At 47.6% G+C, this 16,960-nt stretch carries 16 protein-coding genes; 13 read left to right on the top strand and 3 right to left on the bottom strand.

Translation table 11 applies throughout. The features are described 5' to 3' along the window. Window positions 1-89: 89 nt before the first annotated feature. The 4 genes from KNO75_RS05785 (at window position 90) to KNO75_RS05770 (ending at window position 5,645) form a co-directional block, all read left to right on the top strand. Window positions 90-1,058, top strand: a complete 969-nt coding sequence (locus KNO75_RS05785; RefSeq protein ID WP_214820334.1) for a BMP family lipoprotein — start codon at window positions 90-92, stop codon at window positions 1,056-1,058. Beyond that, a complete protein-coding gene (locus tag KNO75_RS05780; RefSeq protein WP_214820332.1) occupies window positions 1,058-2,701 on the top strand; it encodes a methyl-accepting chemotaxis protein in 1,644 nt (547 codons plus the stop codon). The genes KNO75_RS05785 and KNO75_RS05780 overlap by 1 nt, the downstream gene beginning before the upstream one ends. 249 nt (window positions 2,702-2,950) lie before the next feature. After that, window positions 2,951-3,526: a helix-hairpin-helix domain-containing protein gene (locus tag KNO75_RS05775; protein ID WP_214693170.1), complete on the top strand. Its 576-nt coding sequence runs from the start codon at window positions 2,951-2,953 to the stop codon at window positions 3,524-3,526. A 1-nt stretch (window position 3,527) separates the two neighbouring features. Beyond that, entirely contained in the window at window positions 3,528-5,645 is a 2,118-nt protein-coding gene (locus tag KNO75_RS05770; protein ID WP_214820330.1) for a DNA internalization-related competence protein ComEC/Rec2, read from the top strand. A gap of 61 nt (window positions 5,646-5,706) precedes the next feature. Here the strand turns inward: KNO75_RS05770 and KNO75_RS05765 are convergent, their stop codons facing one another. After that, window positions 5,707-5,871, bottom strand: coding sequence for a YqzM family protein (locus KNO75_RS05765; protein ID WP_012726678.1), 165 nt, complete (start codon window positions 5,869-5,871; stop codon window positions 5,707-5,709). A 90-nt stretch (window positions 5,872-5,961) separates the two neighbouring features. Between KNO75_RS05765 and holA the strand changes: the two genes are divergently transcribed. Together holA and KNO75_RS05755 are read left to right on the top strand one after the other, a co-directional pair. Further along, the gene (gene holA / locus KNO75_RS05760) at window positions 5,962-6,972 is read left to right on the top strand and encodes a DNA polymerase III subunit delta (protein ID WP_353047566.1); all 1,011 of its coding nucleotides are present in this window, start codon (window positions 5,962-5,964) and stop codon (window positions 6,970-6,972) included. Between the two features lie 9 nt (window positions 6,973-6,981). Then, window positions 6,982-7,419 carry a GNAT family N-acetyltransferase gene (locus tag KNO75_RS05755; RefSeq protein ID WP_214820326.1) on the top strand — a complete coding sequence of 146 codons (438 nt, stop codon included), beginning with the start codon at window positions 6,982-6,984 and terminating at the stop codon, window positions 7,417-7,419. Between the two features lie 27 nt (window positions 7,420-7,446). On the opposite strand, the gene rpsT is transcribed toward KNO75_RS05755, so the two are convergent. After that, the gene (gene rpsT, locus KNO75_RS05750; protein ID WP_012726675.1) at window positions 7,447-7,707 is read right to left on the bottom strand and encodes a 30S ribosomal protein S20; all 261 of its coding nucleotides are present in this window, start codon (window positions 7,705-7,707) and stop codon (window positions 7,447-7,449) included. Window positions 7,708-7,926: 219 nt separating this feature from the next. On the opposite strand from rpsT, the gene lepA reads away from it, so the two are divergent. From lepA to hemW, 5 genes are all read left to right on the top strand, one after another. After that, window positions 7,927-9,750 carry a translation elongation factor 4 gene (gene lepA / locus KNO75_RS05745; protein WP_214693159.1) on the top strand — a complete coding sequence of 608 codons (1,824 nt, stop codon included), beginning with the start codon at window positions 7,927-7,929 and terminating at the stop codon, window positions 9,748-9,750. A 114-nt stretch (window positions 9,751-9,864) separates the two neighbouring features. Continuing rightward, window positions 9,865-10,935 carry a 3-phosphoserine/phosphohydroxythreonine transaminase gene (gene serC, locus KNO75_RS05740; RefSeq protein WP_214820324.1) on the top strand — a complete coding sequence of 357 codons (1,071 nt, stop codon included), beginning with the start codon at window positions 9,865-9,867 and terminating at the stop codon, window positions 10,933-10,935. After that, window positions 10,913-12,076, top strand: coding sequence for a phosphoglycerate dehydrogenase (locus tag KNO75_RS05735; protein WP_214820322.1), 1,164 nt, complete (start codon window positions 10,913-10,915; stop codon window positions 12,074-12,076). Before serC ends, KNO75_RS05735 begins: the two co-directional genes overlap by 23 nt. 10 nt (window positions 12,077-12,086) lie before the next feature. Then, window positions 12,087-13,268 carry a DUF1015 domain-containing protein gene (locus KNO75_RS05730; RefSeq protein ID WP_214820320.1) on the top strand — a complete coding sequence of 394 codons (1,182 nt, stop codon included), beginning with the start codon at window positions 12,087-12,089 and terminating at the stop codon, window positions 13,266-13,268. 67 nt (window positions 13,269-13,335) lie between these two features. Next, a complete protein-coding gene (hemW, locus tag KNO75_RS05725; RefSeq protein WP_214820318.1) occupies window positions 13,336-14,490 on the top strand; it encodes a radical SAM family heme chaperone HemW in 1,155 nt (384 codons plus the stop codon). 44 nt (window positions 14,491-14,534) lie between these two features. On the opposite strand, the gene KNO75_RS05720 is transcribed toward hemW, so the two are convergent. After that, window positions 14,535-15,140 carry a DUF1054 domain-containing protein gene (locus KNO75_RS05720; RefSeq protein ID WP_214820316.1) on the bottom strand — a complete coding sequence of 202 codons (606 nt, stop codon included), beginning with the start codon at window positions 15,138-15,140 and terminating at the stop codon, window positions 14,535-14,537. A 192-nt stretch (window positions 15,141-15,332) separates the two neighbouring features. On the opposite strand from KNO75_RS05720, the gene hrcA reads away from it, so the two are divergent. Both hrcA and grpE read left to right on the top strand, forming a co-directional pair. Beyond that, on the top strand, window positions 15,333-16,355 hold the full coding sequence (gene hrcA / locus KNO75_RS05715; RefSeq protein ID WP_214820314.1) for a heat-inducible transcriptional repressor HrcA: 1,023 nt from the start codon (window positions 15,333-15,335) through the stop codon (window positions 16,353-16,355). A gap of 17 nt (window positions 16,356-16,372) precedes the next feature. After that, window positions 16,373-16,960 (top strand): nucleotide exchange factor GrpE, encoded by a 588-nt coding sequence (gene grpE / locus KNO75_RS05710; RefSeq protein ID WP_074033385.1) that lies wholly within the window; start codon window positions 16,373-16,375, stop codon window positions 16,958-16,960.

The raw sequence follows: 16,960 nt of genomic DNA, 5'->3' as shown, positions 1-16,960 counted from the left end.
CACAACTTTTAAAAATAATGATGGATAACCATGCCTTCTCTGTCGATAAAATAGTTGTCAGACCAATAGAGAGAGGGAGTATGGAATACATGAAGAAAAGCATAATCATCAGCACGATCACAGCTTGTACACTGTGGTTGTCCGGTTGTCAGTCGGTCATCGATGACCCGACTGCCGCTGTTGAAGAACGTCAGACGATGGGCGTCGTCCTATCGGATGTTGGTCTCGGGGACCAATCGTTCAGTGATGCGGCGATGCGTGGCATGGGGGAGTTACGTGAGACGGGCGAATGGTTCGTCGACTATCGTGAGTTATCCGAGACAGAAACATATCAGGCAGGGTTTGAAGAGTTGGTCAAAGAGGGACATGATGTGATTGTCGGTCTCGGTTTTGCCTGTCAGGAAGATCTTGAGACGGTAGCGGCAAAACATCCGAATCAACAATTTGCCCTCATCGATGGCGTGTCAGCCTTACCGAACGTTTTAAATGTCACGTTTGAAGAAGGAGAAGGCAGTGCGCTCGCGGGTGCGGTAGCCGGTCTTGAGACAGAGACGGATAAAATCGGTTTCATTGGCGGGATGGATATTGAACTCATTCAGAAATTTGAGGCAGGATTTGTGCGTGGAGCGAAATCCGTAAACGAGGATGTCGAAATGCTCGTTGATTTCTCGAACGACTTCGCCTCACCAGAGCTTGGACGCGAACTAGCGGAGAAACAAATCAAAGAGGGTGCAGATGTCCTCTACGCAGCGGCTGGACTGACAGGAGTCGGGGTATTGGAGACTGCTGAAAAGTATGGAATTAAGGCAATCGGAGTCGATAGCGATCAATCGATGATTGCACCTGATGCGGTCGTGACTTCGATGTTGAAACAAGTCGATTTGGCGATCGTTGAAATCGCAGGTCGTGTGACAAAACAGCCGTTCAATGATCATGTCATCCTAGGTATTGAAGAAGGAGGCGTCGGCTTAGCGCCACTTCGTCGTATTCAGTGGGATAAGAATGAGACAACTCAGTATGAATCGGTCGAACGTCAACTGAAAGAGGGGACGCTATAATGAGTCTACGTAAACGGTTTATCTTCTCAACGGTGTTCACCGTCGTCTTGATCGTTCTCATGATGAGTTATGTCTTGTCGACCTTGAACCGTCTGCAGACATACAATGAACAGTACGGGAGTCAAATGATTGAATTGTCTCAGCTCGAGACGTCACTCTTACAAGAACAATCGCTCTGGACGTCGCTTGGCGAACAGTCGAATCAGTCTACACTCGTTCAACTTGAACGCATCCGTGTATTGAACGCGGAAACGTTTGATGAATTAAAACAGTCTTACTTGATTCCAGAGTTTTCGAATCATCTAGACCGTGCCACGATGAAGTATGAGCAAGTGAACGAGGATGTCGAGTCTGCATTAGAAGGTGGGATTGGAGCTCGGATTCAAGCTGCTAAGCTCGAAGGGTTGTTAAATGATATCAACACGCTGATTGCAAAGAACGGTTCGTTCTACGAGGCGCTTCAAGTAGAGGCGGCAAATGAGACAGAGCGTCTATTATTCATCTCAATCTTGTTGACGATTCTCGTTGTCTTAGCGCTCGGCATTTACAACTTCTTCTTCGCGCGTTCCATCACACGCCCGCTCGAGCGCAACGTGAAAGTCGCAGAAGCCATCGCTTCAGGACGCCTCATCACATTGCCAGAATCAACTCGCAATGATGAAATCGGGCGACTAGAACGCGCAATGCGCGAGATGACGACATCTCTTCAAACGGTCATCGGTTCGATTCGTGTGACATCGATGAAAGTGAATGGGATGACGGAAACGGCAGCGGCTGAAAATGAAGCGGTTGTCAGCACGACGTCAAACATCACGAACGCAGTGGATGAAATGGCACATGGCGCGCAGTCCATCGCCAATGAATTGCAAGAAACACTCAGCTCGGTCCATACGATGGCGACTTCGTTCGAGACGAGCTTGAATCAAACGAAACAGACGACAGAAGAAACGACTGAGATGACACGAGAAGTGGCAGCCGGGATTGAGACGTTGACGGATCAGGAACACATCCTTGATCGCTCTAGCGAACGGAATGAAGTGCTTGTCACGAGAATGGATCACTTTGCTAGACAGACGACAGAAATCGAATCGATGGCGAAGCTCGTGGAAGACGTGGCAGCCCAGACAAATTTACTCGCCTTGAACGCAGCGATTGAAGCGGCTCGTGCCGGTGAAGCAGGACGTGGATTCGCGGTCGTGGCGAGCGAAGTGAAAAAGTTGGCCGAAGAGAGCAATAAGGCAACCCGCTCGATTTTCCATGTCGTGGAGACGATTCAACAAGAAGTCGTGCGATTGACAGAAACGGTGAACGAATCAAAACGCGAACAAGAAGCACAGCTTGAAGCATTCGGTTTGACGAAGGAAGCGTTCAACCGAATCCATGAACGTACAGACCATGTCGCCTCATTTGTCCGTACAATTGAGCAAGAGATGCGCACATCTAGTAGTGAAGTGAACAACGTGTTGCGTCGTGTCGAGGAAGTATCGGGCGTGACAGAAGAATTGGCAGCTGGAAATGAAGAAGTGGCTGCTTCGATGAAAGAACAACAAGCAAGCTTTGATCAAATCTTTACGTTGATGCAAGAACTAGAAGGACAGGCTGCGGCACTCGCTGACCAAGTCCAGCATTTCGAGGAAGAGTAATGATCCTTATGCAGAAGGACCGAAGACCATCGTTGGTTTTCGGTTTTTTTGCTGTTTCGAATGTTTGGGCTCCTTCTTCTGTTGTCGCAAGGAAATGAGCGATTATCTTTCATATTGTATGAGGGTCGGGTACGTTGCAGGCAAGCAAACGACTCCGTTGAGAATGAATTAAGACCTGGAACGGGACAAGTGTAGTCACGCTGGATTCGGCATACTAGATACAATAGTCGAAACAGGGGGAGAATCGTCTTGGAAAAGTGGAAGCAGGTCATCATCGGTGTTGTCGTCGTCCTGTTTTTAGGTGTTGGTTATTTATTTTATAGTAAAGAACCAGAAGAACGTGTCGTCGATGAGTTCGTCGTAGAATCAGAAGAAGTAGTTCCGGATGAGACAGTAGAGCGATTAGAAATCGTCGTCTATGTCACAGGCGCGGTCGAATCTCCGAACGTCTATACCGTGCCAGAAGGTGCTAGAGTCGGGGATGTTCTCTCGTTGGCAGTATTAACAGATGAAGCCGACCCGGAACAATTGAACTTGGCACAACTACTCGTGGACGGTGTAAAAATCATCGTACCGAAAAAAGGAGAAGCGCCGATTGCACAAGAGGTACCTAGCACAGAGTTAGAAGCAAATGGGGTACACGTGAATAGTGCCACGAAAGACGAGTTGATGTCGGTTCCTGGTATTGGTCCTGCAAAAGCAGACGCGATTTTGAACCACCTGAAAGAGAATGGTCCCTTTAAAACATACGAGGACTTAGGTGATGTGAAAGGATTTGGAGAGAAAACATTAGAAAGTATGAAACCTTACTTATTGGTACCATGAGATGCCGTTATTTCCACTATTTGCGATCGTGATGGTGACCGGATTGACTGAAGGAATCTACCTCTTCACAATCGTTTCCGGTGTGTTATACTTCGCGTCTCGAGGCGGACAACATCTATATGCGAAACTCGGTGTCATTCTCCTCATCCTGATTGCATGGCTACATGCCAATCCGGCAGAATGGACACCGACAGACACAGTCGTGTTCTCGATTGAGAGTCGTAAAGAGAACGGGAAGACGACCCGATTATATGGAAACGTGGGGACTCATCAAGGTGTGTTGCGGGGGAGGGAGCTCTCGATTGGTAGACCTGGTGAGACGTGTCTCGTAGAAATGGAACAAGAACTGTTTCAGCCGTTACGGAACATCGGGGGATTTGACGAACAGAAATGGGCGGCTAGCGCGGACTTGTCCTTAAAAGGAAAGATCAAGCGAATCGACGAGTGCCGTCCGACAGCAGGGATGGACGGTTGGATGTTGAGGTGGAAAGAGAGACGTCTCCAACAGATTGAACAACAATATCGCGCCGATGTCGCGCTATACATAGAGGCCTTACTGTTCGGTGAGAGCCGGATGCTCGACGAACAGACTTCTTTCTCATATCGAGTGACGGGTCTCCTGCATCTTCTCGTCATCTCAGGTTCGCATATCGCCATGCTGATTGTCGCGCTTCGAGCAATGTTTCGGCCAATCCCGATTCGACGAGAGACGAAGACGGTATTGATTCTATTGACGATTACGGCGTTCGGATGGCTGACTGGTTTTTCACCACCGGTCGCACGAGCTGTCCTCGTGGCAGATGTGTTGCTCATCCTTTCTTTATTTGGTGTATCGGTAAGGGACCCGATTCGTCTCTTAAGTTGGTGCGCAGCTGCCATGCTTGCCTTTCAACCACACCTTCTCTCAAACTTAGGGTTTCAGTTAACGGTCGGGATGACGTTCTTCTTGTTGGTCACGAGACAACTGTGGACCGGGTTGTTGGAGTTGTCCGTGTTTGCCCAACTATTTGGATTATTTGTCCTTTGGCAAGTTCAACCGATTCTATCCGTCGCTGCACCCCTTTTCAATATCATCATGGCGTTTTGCATATCATGGGTGATGATGCCGCTCGCACTGATTGTTTGGGTCGTTCCAGAAGCCGCACAATTATTCATGGTGATCCTAGACGCCATTAACGGAATATTCTCCATGCACGATATGAATCGACCATGGCTACCGTTGCATGAACTGACATTTCCGCAGCAAGTCGCTTTATGGATTGGGATTTGGGGAAGTTTACTTCTTGTCCAACGGAAGCGATGGTTCGGATGGTGTATGGCCATATTGACGTGTATTCTCGTTGCCGGTTGGGCCGAATGGGCAGAGGCTCCACGGGTGACATTTTTAGATGTCGGTCAAGGCGATGCGATTGTTGTAGAGTCAGGAGAAACAATTGGTGTGATTGATGTCGGCGGCGTCTTTCAGGATCCCAACGAGCAAAAACGGACAATATATGACCCGGGAGCGGACGTTGTGGCTCCATATATATGGAAGCGTGGGGAGCGTGCACTTGATTTTGTCCTCTTGACGCATGCAGACCATGACCACATCGGTGGCTTAGAAGGATTGTTGAAGCTCGTGCATGTAAAGGAGATTTGGTTATCGAAAGAAGTGGCGAATGCAGAGAAGCGTGAGGAGATTCTTCGGTTGGCGGTAAAATACGGGGCATCCGTTCGCTATCTCGAGGCAGGAGATCGACCGATGTCTTGGATGTGGATTGTCGCACCGACTAAAGTGCATGAAGATGAAAATGATCATTCGATCTGCCTCTATATGAACGTAGGTGGCATGCGGTATTTATTGACAGGGGATTTGCCTATAGAAGAAGAGACTAACTTACCGACGGTTGATGTCGACGTGTTTAAGTTAGGGCATCATGGATCGAATACGTCGTCAGGGGAAGAGTTGCTCGAGCGAATCGATCCGGAATGGGTGATTGCGAGCGTCGGAGCGAACAATCGTTATGGCCACCCACATCAGGAGACGTTAGACCGGATTGTCGGACGTCGCTTGTTGCGAACGGATCTCGATGGGATGATCATCTGTGAAAAAAGAATGTGTCGGGGGATCATCGACTAGCACGTGAATAAATATGATACACTAAAAAACGATTGCTCCCCCGGGGCAATCGTTTGAAAACTTATAGGCTTAAGAACTTGATGATGACACCGATGAAGAAAATCGTGAAGAAAAAGCCAAATGGGACGATGAAGCCGATCGCAGAGTCGATCGCGTCATTACGTTTGCATTGAACATCATTTTCAAACGGGTTTTCACTCGGTGGGCGTACAGAGTTGATTTGCATATTAGGTCCCTCCTTATCATACTTCCTTTATAAGTATAGCGAATCATGCGAAGATAATCTATGTTTAGATGAGAATAAATTGTGAAAGTGGTGTGTGTTTTGAATGAACCGTGGTTACATAATGGTAAACTAGCGAGCGTCTATGTTCTCCATGGAACTGAAAAGTATTTATTAGAGAATTGGGAACGTGGAATCGTGAAGGCGGCCAACCCATCCGGTGATCAATTTGATGTCATGCAACTCGATCTCCAAGAGACGTCATTAGATACTGCGCTCGACGAAGCGGAAACGGTCCCTTTTTTCAGTGAATTTCGGACGGTCATCGTCAAGAATGCCCAATTTTTGACGGGAGCGAAAGAAAAGCAAAAGCATAACGTCGACCGTCTCGCCGAATATGTCGTTCAGCCTGCGACTTACTCGATCCTCGTCCTCATTGTCGAGTCAGAAAAACTCGATGAACGTAAAAAAATCGTAAAACGATTGAAAGAACGGGCTATCGTACTCGAAGCGAAAAAGCCGAGCCAAGCAGAATTGATGCGTTATGTGAATGATAAGCTTAGTCAGGAACAACAAAAAATGGAACGTGCGACCATGGAGCGACTGTTGTTCTTATGTCAGGATGACTGGGGAAAATTAGTCCGAGAATTAGAAAAGCTACAGTTATATGCTGGAACAGGAGCGATGATTCCGATTGACATCGTGAATGATTTGGTACCACGTACGCTAGAAGATAATGTGTTTCAGCTGTCCGAGCTCCTCGTCAAACGACGCGCAGATACGGCGCTTCGGTTAGTACGTGACTTAGAGAAGCAAGGACAAGAACTGATTGGACTTCTCGGGTTGTTAGCAAGGCAATACCGAAACATGTATCTATCAAAGCAGTTGACAGAAGCGGGGTACGGAGAAAAACAAATCGCTTCAAAAATTGGTGCTCATCCATATACCGTCAAACTAGCAACACAAGCGAGTCGTAATTTTTCAGAAGCGCAGCTCGCGCAAGCGTTGACGTTGATTGCAGATGCGGATGAAGCGATGAAAACTGGTCGTGGCGATAAACAAATCGTATTCGATACACTCGTTTGCCAATTGGCCTTACTGTGAGGTGAGAAGATGGGATTGAAACAAGTATCTCTGCAAGATGTGATTCCGCTTCGGCACATTGTACTCAGACCGGGAAAAGGGATTGAGACTTGTTATTTTGAAGGGGATGAGACGTCGACGACACGTCATTTTGCTTGGGTCGAAAGAGACCACGTGCAATCGGTCGCGACTGTCATGTTGTCATCAAGAGAAATCGAAGGCATGTCTGTGCCGTATCAACTTCGGGGAATGGCGACGGATCCGGATCTAGCCGGACAAGGAATCGGGTCGCGTTTCCTACAGGCATTACATGAAGAGTTGGATGGGTCGTGGTGGTGTAACGCCCGAGAAGTGGCTGTTCGCTTCTACGAACGAAACGGTCTCGAGCGAATTGGTGAACCGTTCGATATTCCTGGGATTGGTCCTCACTACGTCATGGTATACAAAAAAACAGCCGGCTCCGAGTAGGAGGCGGCTGTTTCGTTTGGTCTCTAATTAGAGAGCAGCGATACGAGCTGCGAGGCGTGATTTATCACGACCTGCTTTGTTTTTGTGGATAAGGCCTTTTGATGCAGCCTTGTCGAGCTTCTTCGTAGCGAGGACGAAAGCTTCTTGAGCAGCTTCTTTGTTTCCTTCGAGTACGAGAGCATCAACACGTTTTACTGCTGTACGCATTGCCGCTTTCTCTTGAGAGTTCGCAACACGACGTTTTTCAGAAGTTTTTGCACGTTTGATTGCTGATTTGATGTTTGCCATTGTTTGTCACCTCCTGAAACAAGAAAGTGTATGTTCTTATTACTTCAAGTAATCATTCAACAGAACAAGCACAATTGTAGCAAACGGTTATATGAAAAGCAACCACTTGATGATTATTCTGAAAACTATATGTGGTATTGTTGTAGTAGGTCGTACACATTACTTTAGGATTTTGATATAATGACACGGTATGCATGAGAAGGATAGGTGAACCCATATATGAATAAACAAGAATTAGAGAATCGTCAGAAGAAGATTCGTAACTTTTCGATTATCGCTCACATCGATCATGGAAAGTCGACACTCGCTGACCGGATTCTTGAGAAAACTGGTGCACTCACGGCTCGTGAGATGAAAGAGCAGACGCTTGACGCGATGGATTTAGAGCGTGAGCGTGGGATTACAATTAAATTGAACGCTGTTAAATTGAACTATACGGCAAAAGACGGAGAAGAGTATATTCTTCACTTGATTGACACGCCAGGACACGTCGACTTCACGTATGAAGTGTCGCGTTCGCTTGCGGCATGTGAAGGTGCAATTCTCGTCGTCGACGCGGCACAAGGAATTGAAGCGCAGACTCTTGCGAACGTTTACTTAGCGCTCGATAACGACCTGGAAATCATTCCGGTCATCAATAAAATCGACTTGCCGTCAGCGGATGTCGATCGCGTGCGTCAAGAGATTGAAGACGTCATCGGTCTCGACGCGAGCGATGCGGTCCCGACTTCTGCCAAGGCAGGGATTGGAATCGAAGAGATTCTCGAGCAAATCGTCGAACTTGTTCCACCTCCGACAGGTGATCCGTCAGAACCGTTACAAGCCTTGATCTTCGACTCGTACTATGATGCCTACCGTGGTGTCGTCGCATCGATTCGAATCGTCAACGGTTCGGTCAAAGTAGGAGATAAAGTTCAAATGATGGCGACAGGGAAGACGTTCGAAGTAACGGACCTCGGTGTATCGACACCGAAGCCTGTCTCGGTCAAAGAATTGAACGTCGGTGATGTAGGAACACTTTCTGCATCAATCAAAACAGTCGGAGATGTTCGTGTCGGGGATACGATCACACTTGCGAAAAATCCTGCCACGAGTCAGCTTCCGGGTTACCGTAAAATGAACCCGATGGTGTACTGTGGATTGTATCCAATCGATGCAGCCAACTACAACGACCTTCGTGAGGCACTCGAAAAGCTTCAACTTTCTGATGCCGCGCTCGAGTTTGAACCTGAGACGTCACAGGCACTCGGATTCGGTTTCCGTTGTGGATTCCTAGGGATGCTTCACATGGAAATCATCCAAGAACGGATTGAGCGTGAGTTCGGGATCGACTTGATCACGACGGCACCATCGGTTATCTATCACGTGACGACAACTTCAGGAGAAGTCGTCCACGTTGATAACCCATCGAAGATGCCGGAACAACAAAAAGTGGAATCGATTGAAGAACCTTACGTCAAAGCGGCCGTCATGACACCGAACGATTATGTCGGGGCCATCATGGAACTTTGCCAGAAGAAACGTGGGACGTTCATCGATATGCAGTATATCGACACGACACGCGTCAAAATCACGTATGAGATCCCACTGAGTGAAATCGTCTATGACTTCTTCGATCAATTGAAGTCGAGCACGAAAGGGTATGCGTCTCTCGATTATGAGTTGATCGGCTATCGTCAATCACGTCTCGTGAAGATGGACATCTTGCTCAACAACGAAGTGGTCGATGCCCTCAGCTTCATCGTTCACCGCGACTTTGCGTATGAGCGCGGAAAAGTGATCGTCGAGAAGTTGAAAGCACTCATCCCACGGATGCAGTTCGAAGTCCCGGTACAAGCTGCCGTCGGAACAAAAATTGTCGCACGTTCGACAATCAAAGCACTTCGTAAAAACGTTTTGGCTAAATGTTATGGGGGAGACATCTCGCGTAAGCGGAAACTCCTTGAGAAACAAAAAGAAGGTAAGAAGCGCATGAAGATGGTCGGGTCTGTCGAAGTCCCGCAAGAAGCGTTCATGTCTGTTCTATCAATGGACGAAGAATAATTGGATTGAATCACCCTGATGTTCGAATCGGGGTGATTTTTTTGTTTAGGCAGGAAATGGCACTTCGCTTAAGGAAGAGTACACCCTTAGACAGACAAAAGAGGAGGAAACACCGTGTCGACGTATACATACTCTGCGGGTCCCGGCATGCTACCAAAAGAAGTGATGCAAGAGATTCAACAACATCTGCTGACGTTCGAATATGAAGGGGTCTCGATTATCGAAACGAGTCATCGCTCAGAGGCATTCCAGCATGTAGTCGACTCGCTCGAGGCGAGACTGAGAAGACTCATGCACATTCCCGAGAACTATGCGGTTCTTTGGCTACAAGGTGGGGCAACACTGCAATTTTCCATGATTCCGATGAATTTGCAGAATCGAAATCGATTCGCCTATGTTGATACAGGGATTTGGTCTAAAAAAGCGATGGAAGATGCCAGGCACTTCGGGCAGGTCGACGTCATCCATCCGCTCATAGATGAGACGGGTGGGATGTCATTTGAACCGAGACTCGCTCAAGATGTCGACTATCTTCACGTGACGTTGAACAATACGATTGAAGGAACCCGATTTACGACTATACCCGAAACGGATGTCCCGCTCATTGCGGATGCCTCTTCGAACATTCTTGCCGAGCAGATTGACGTTGAGCGCTTCGGGATGATCTATGCTGGTGCCCAGAAAAATATTGGTCCAGCAGGACTGACGGTCGTCATCATACGCCGCGACTTGATTCAATCGATCGAGCTACCAAGTTATCTTCGTTACGCGTCTCATGTCGATACGTTATTCAATACGCCGTCGACGTTCAGTATGTATGCTGCAGAACGTGTCCTCAAGTGGGTCGAAGATCAAGGAGGTGTCGAGGCGATGGAGCGACTGAATCGTGAAAAAAGCGATACGGTCTATTCGTTCCTTGAACAATCGAATGTATTTTCTTCTCTCGTGTCGGGAGAACGCCGCTCCTTGACGAACATCCCGTTCACGACGGGTGACCCTAATCGAGACATGGGCTTTCAACAATTTGCCCTTGAACGCGGATTACTCGAACTCGGCGGTCATCGTTCCGTCGGTGGTCTGAGGGCGAGTCTTTATAACGCGATGCCAAAAGAAGGTGCTGTGCGCCTTGTCGACGTCATGAGAGCATTTGAGGAGGAAAACAATGTATCACATCAAAACATTTAACCAAATCGCTGCAGCGGGTCTGAAGCGTTTTGAGCCGAATGAATATATCATCAATGCTTCAGATCAAGCTGATGCTTGGGTACTCAGAAGTCATAACGTGCACGATGAAGCAATTCCGCCCCATCTGCTCGCCATTGCAAGGGCAGGTGCCGGTGTCAACAATCTCCCGCTTGATCAACTTGCGAAACAAGGAGTCGTGGCGTTTCATACTCCGGGTGCGAATGCGAATGCGGTGAAAGAACTCGTCTTGGCCAGCATGATCCTCTCGGTCAGACCGATTGTCAAAGGTTTTAACTGGGTAAATGAACAGGCGACCGAGTCACAATCTCAGTTGGAAGAAGCGATGGAGCAACAGAAACGGCAGTTCCTCGGAGCGGAGTTACGTGGGAAAAAAGTAGGGATTATCGGCCTTGGGGCCATCGGGGCTTCACTTGCTAACGACCTTCTCCAACTCGGGGTCGATGTCATCGGATATGATCCTCATCTCTCGGTCGATGCCGCTTGGAACATTTCAAAACATGTCACACGAGCCAAGCATTTGAGTGAGGTTCTAGGGTCCGTTGACCTCTTGTCGATTCATATGCCGCTGACGAAAGAGACGCGCTTCAGTATCGACCGGAGTTGGTTCGAACGGATGAAGCCTGGTATGACCGTTTTGAATTTCGCACGCGGGGAGCTCGTGAAAGATGCTGATTTAGTTGAAGCATTCCATCATCATGTTGGGCTATATATCACTGATTTCCCTCGACATTCGCTCATCGGGCATCCTCAAGTGATGGCATTGCCTCATCTCGGTGCTTCGACAAAGGAATCAGAAGTCAACTGTGCCATTCAAGCCGTCGAGACGCTCAAATTATATCTTGAGACCGGTAACATCCGTTCATCTGCAAACTTCCCAAATGCCGAACTTCCGTATACCGGCAAACGTCGCCTTGCGATTTTGCATCAAAATGTACCGAACATGGTCGGACAAATTACGGGAGAGCTCGCCTCACATGGATTGAACATCGATAACATGATCAACCGTAGCCGAGGTGATATGGCGTATACGTTGATTGATTTAGACAACAACGAACATGAACCGTTATCGATTCATGCACTGTATGATATCAAGGGCGTCATTCGCGTCCGGGAATTTTAAGGAGGATCCTATGGTCGTATTTAAACCGTTTAGTCCATATATGCCAATACTTGCTAAAAATGTTGCCGCAGATCCGTATGACGTCGTTTCTGTAGAAGAGGCGAAGGCGATCATCGCTGAGCAACCGAACTCATTTTTGAAAGTAGATAAGCCAGAAGCACTTCAAGCAAACCTCTCACTCGAAGACTGGGGAAAGCGTGCTCGTCAGGAACTTGAACGTCTATACGAAGAAGAGCTGACGGTTCGTCCGAGTGGATTTTACGTATATCGATTGACCCGGAACGAACGTCAGCAAACGGGCTTAGTCGCCACATTCTCTGTTGCAGACTATGAATCCGGGCGAATCAAGATTCACGAACATACCCGTGAAACGAAGGAACGGGAACGGGTTGAACATGTCCAAGCGACAGGGGCGCATACCGGTCCGATCTTGCTCAGCCACCCGCCACATGCGAGTCTCAAACAGATTTTAACGAGTGCGACGGAAGAAGAACCGCTGTTCTCGTTTACGGATAATCGTGGCGTGTTGCACGAAGGATTTATGATTCCGAGCCGAGAACTTGCGCGCGTCATGATGATTGGTGCAACGATCCCGTCTATCTATATCGCAGATGGTCATCATCGTGCAAAAGCGGCAGCGGTTGTTTCTGAAATGGGTGGGGAACATTCTCAAAAGAATGAACGAACACACTTTTTAGGTGTCCTCTTCCCGAGCGACGAGTTGACGATTTTGCCATATCATCGCCTGTTGACAACCATCGCACCTGAAGAAGTAGAACATATGTTGGAAGGACTTTCGTTCTCGTATGAAGTGACAGAAGTAGATGAACTCGTCTTGCCTGAAAGTCATGGCGTGTTCGGCGCTGCGTATCGAGGGAATTATTACAGGTTATCGAAACGAAAAGATGAAACCGATCTCGATGTCGCCGTGTTACAGCGTGATATCCTTGCTCCTTACTTCAACGTTGAAGATATTCGTACGGATGCCAGAGTCGATTTTGTGGGAGGGAACAGGTCAATCGAAGAATTGCAACAACTCGCGCAAGTACCTGACCAATTACTGTTTACGTGCCATGAAACGACGATGTCACAGTTGATGCGAGTGGCCGATGGGGGTGGGCAGATGCCGCCTAAATCGACGTGGTTCGAACCAAAATTAAAGAGCGGTCTGTTTATTCATCGTTTCGATTGATGGCGCAGGCTGGAAAGAACGGACGAAAAGCGTTATAAATGGAATGAGAAGAAAGGGGTGGCCGAAATTGGCTAAAGCCGTATATCTTCACATTCCATTTTGTGAACATATTTGTTATTACTGTGATTTCAACAAGGTGTTTTTAAAAAACCAACCTGTTGATGAATATTTAGATGCATTAGAACGAGAGATGGTATTGACGCTCGAAGCGTTTCCGACAGAACGGATTGAGACCATCTTTATTGGAGGGGGCACACCGACGGCGCTCAATGAAGCGCAGATGGGTCGCCTGATGGACATGGTCCGTCGACACCTCCTCCCGTTCGCTTCAGACGACCTAGAGTATTCTGTCGAAGCGAACCCGAACTTTGTAAGTACGGAAAAACTCGACACGATGAAAGCTGGTGGTGTCAATCGACTCAGCTTCGGTGTCCAGACGTTCGACGATGGTGGACTCGAACGAATCGGAAGAACCCATCGCGCCGACGACGTATTTGAAACGGTGAATGAAGCGGCGAAGCGCTTTGATAATATTTCGATTGACCTCATGTTCGGGTTACCAGAACAGACGCTCGAGCAGATTGACCGAGACTTGAAGCTTGCGCTCGAGCTTCCGATTCAACACGTCTCATCCTATTCCTTAATTCTTGAGCCGCATACCGTGTTTGCGATTCAGGACCGAAAAGGTAAGCTCCGTCTACCGGGAGAGGATGTTGAGGTCGAGATGTACCTGAAAGTGATGGAGACACTTGAACGGTATGGACTGAAGCAATACGAAATCTCGAACTATGGGTTGCCGGGTCGAGAAAGTCGTCACAACCAAGTGTACTGGCGGAACGAAGAGTATTATGGATTCGGGGCAGGTGCGCACAGTTATTTAAATGGGACACGTCGTGCCAATATCGCACCGATTCCTCACTATATTAAAGCGGAAGGCATCCCGGTGAAACGGGTGACTGAGCTGGAAGAAGTAGAAAAAATGGAAGAAGAGCTGTTCCTCGGGCTACGCATGCGTTCAGGGGTCTCCCTTCAGACATTTGAACAGAAATATGGCGTGGCACTCGATCATGTGTTTGGTCACGTCATCGACGATTTGGTGAAGAAGTCATTGATTGAACGGACAGACTCCCATATCCGATTGACTGCGTCCGGTCTACCACTCGCGAACGAAGCGTTCGCGGCATTTATCGGAGAGGCAAAACTGGAGCATACCGAGTCATAAAAAATGGACAAGTCCCTTATTTGGGATTTGTCCATTTTTTAGCATTATAAGACGAGATCACGATAGAGAGGCGTGAGCCGAGCGAACGTGTCTTCGACCAAAGCGAGAAAAGCGTCTTCGTTTTGAAGAATCGATGCATCGGCAGGAAGTTGTCGTCCGATTAAGAAATCAGCCTTTTTGACAGTGCCGAATCGCTCGAGCAACGCTTGGATGTCTTCGTTTGATATCTCTTCAATCAGGAACGCATCTTTTTTCATATGGTCGCCTGCAATATGGAAATCAGTAAACGTTGATTTGAAATCGATTTGTTGCAAATGTTTCGCGATTGCGTCTTTGTTCGGCATCTCATAGATGAATGCGAGCCAGATGAAAACGCGGTCGTCGAAAAGTCCGACTTGTAAATGGGGATGTTTTTTATACCCGCGCTTATCGTGACAGATGGCCATCCATGTGTCTTTCGGAGGGTTTACCGTACGACGTGCATGTTTTGCGACATGCAGGTAGAGGGGGATTCCGACATCTGCCTCGAGTTGTGGTCCGACCTCGTCATAAATCCGATGGAAGAGCGGTTGAATATCCGAACGGATGCCAGACATGCGTTCGTCGAGTCCGTCCTGTTTGAATACGTTAAATTGTTTAGTTGTAAACATATTATCACCTCAAGTTCTATCATAACGAAACACTGTTTCTTTTTCAGGTTTGCCGTCTGTAAAAAAGGTGAAAAAATCCGAGTGTATGAATTGACAAATAGTGAGAACGTGATAATATTTGAAGTGTGATTAGCACTCGTTAAATATGAGTGCTAATAAAGCGAGGTAATTTTTTCAGAGAGGAGTGATGTTGTGCTGACAGATCGACAATTGCTCATTCTTCGAGCCATCATTGACGATTATATTCAGACGGCTCAACCGGTCGGTTCACGTACGTTATCGAAACGAGACGATTTGACGTTTAGTTCGGCAACGATTCGGAACGATATGGCCGATTTGGAAGACATGGGGTTGATTGAAAAACCACATACTTCCGCGGGTCGAATCCCGTCAGAGGTCGGATACCGATATTATGTGGACCACCTCGTCGAGATGCAGATCATCGACGAGCGGGAAACAGGTCGCTTAGAAGAGCGTTTAAAACAATCTTCAAAAGAGTCTGAGATCCTGATTCGCCAAGCTGCAGATCTCCTTTCTGATTTGACCAATTATACGACGGTCGCCCTCGGTCCCAATAGCCAATCTGAAAGATTGGCACGTGTGGACTTTATGCCATTAGATGAGCGACGAGGTGTCGTTCTCATCGTCACGGATCAAGGTCATGTCGAGCATCGTACTGTCATGTTCGAATCACGTGTAGCTCCTGAAGTCATTGAGGAGACGATTCGACTGTTAAACGATCGTCTCATCGGGACAGCGATCGGACAACTTAAAGTCCGAATCGGAGAAGAGGTTGCAAAATTGCAACTCGCGCAGCGACAGCAATATGAAAATATGATGCAACTGATTCAATCGACGGTTGGGATTCAAACGCCGTCTTCGCTTTATCTCGGAGGAAAGAAGAATATCTTCAACCAACCTGAGTTTCAGACGTTAGACACGCTCAGACCGTTCTTAGAATGGATTGATGAGCAAGAACGATTGACGCACTGGCTCGAATCGTTGCCAAATCGCGAGATTTATGTGAGCATTGGGAGCGAGAACGGAATTGTCGCCCTTCAAAATTGTAGTGTCATCACTTCGGATTATACACTAGATGGAAAAACGTTCGGAACGATTGCCATGATTGGTCCGACTCGAATGAATTACCGTCACGGTGTCCAAATGATGGGACAAATTATCGAAGCGTTGCGACGAACGAAACTAGATGAGTGACGGAAAGGAGTTTTACTATGACAGCAGATCATCAAAACGGGCATGAACAAGAAGACGTGCTTGAAGAAAAATCTGTAGACTCGGCACAGACAGAAGAGAACGAGTCAACTGAATCAAATGAAGATGAGGTTTTAAATGCTGAGATTGTGGAAGAAAGTTCTGAGGGGACGGACTTACAAAAAGAAATCGAAGCGTTGAAAGCGAGCGAACTCCGTATTCGTGCCGACTTTGACAACTTCCGTCGTCGGACGAATGAAGAGAACGCAAAACGCGTCAAGTTTGCTTCACAGTCTGTCATTGAAAAATTGATTCCGCTCATTGATAACTTTGAGCGTGCACTTCAAGTACAAGCAACTTCAGAGGATGCAAAGCAAATTCAATCAGGCGTTGATATGATTCATCGTCAACTGCTTGACGTATTGAATGCTGAGCAAGTCGAAGTGATTGAAGCAGTCGGACAACCGTTCGACCCGAATTTCCATCAAGCAGTCATGCAAGAGCCGAGCGACGAGTTCGAGTCGGGCATCGTGACGATGGAGCTTCAAAAAGGATATACGATGCATGGTCGAGTCATTCGTCCAAGCATGGTAAAAGTTGCAGAATAA

This window comes from Exiguobacterium sp. s35, assembly GCF_018617535.1.
Taxonomy (GTDB): Bacteria; Bacillota; Bacilli; order Exiguobacteriales; family Exiguobacteriaceae; genus Exiguobacterium; species Exiguobacterium aestuarii.
Note: the sequence above shows the minus strand (reverse complement) of the source record. Positions and strands in the feature narration are given on the sequence as shown.

Coding starts and splice junctions, on each gene's coding strand:
- KNO75_RS05785 (WP_214820334.1), top strand. CDS start 90: ATGAAGAAAAGCATAATCATCAGCACGATCACAGCTTGTACACTGTGG.
- KNO75_RS05780 (WP_214820332.1), top strand. CDS start 1,058: ATGAGTCTACGTAAACGGTTTATCTTCTCAACGGTGTTCACCGTCGTC.
- KNO75_RS05770 (WP_214820330.1), top strand. CDS start 3,528: ATGCCGTTATTTCCACTATTTGCGATCGTGATGGTGACCGGATTGACT.
- KNO75_RS05765 (WP_012726678.1), bottom strand. CDS start 5,871: ATGCAAATCAACTCTGTACGCCCACCGAGTGAAAACCCGTTTGAAAAT.
- KNO75_RS05755 (WP_214820326.1), top strand. CDS start 6,982: ATGGGATTGAAACAAGTATCTCTGCAAGATGTGATTCCGCTTCGGCAC.
- rpsT (WP_012726675.1), bottom strand. CDS start 7,707: ATGGCAAACATCAAATCAGCAATCAAACGTGCAAAAACTTCTGAAAAA.
- lepA (WP_214693159.1), top strand. CDS start 7,927: ATGAATAAACAAGAATTAGAGAATCGTCAGAAGAAGATTCGTAACTTT.
- KNO75_RS05735 (WP_214820322.1), top strand. CDS start 10,913: ATGTATCACATCAAAACATTTAACCAAATCGCTGCAGCGGGTCTGAAG.
- KNO75_RS05730 (WP_214820320.1), top strand. CDS start 12,087: ATGGTCGTATTTAAACCGTTTAGTCCATATATGCCAATACTTGCTAAA.
- KNO75_RS05720 (WP_214820316.1), bottom strand. CDS start 15,140: ATGTTTACAACTAAACAATTTAACGTATTCAAACAGGACGGACTCGAC.
- grpE (WP_074033385.1), top strand. CDS start 16,373: ATGACAGCAGATCATCAAAACGGGCATGAACAAGAAGACGTGCTTGAA.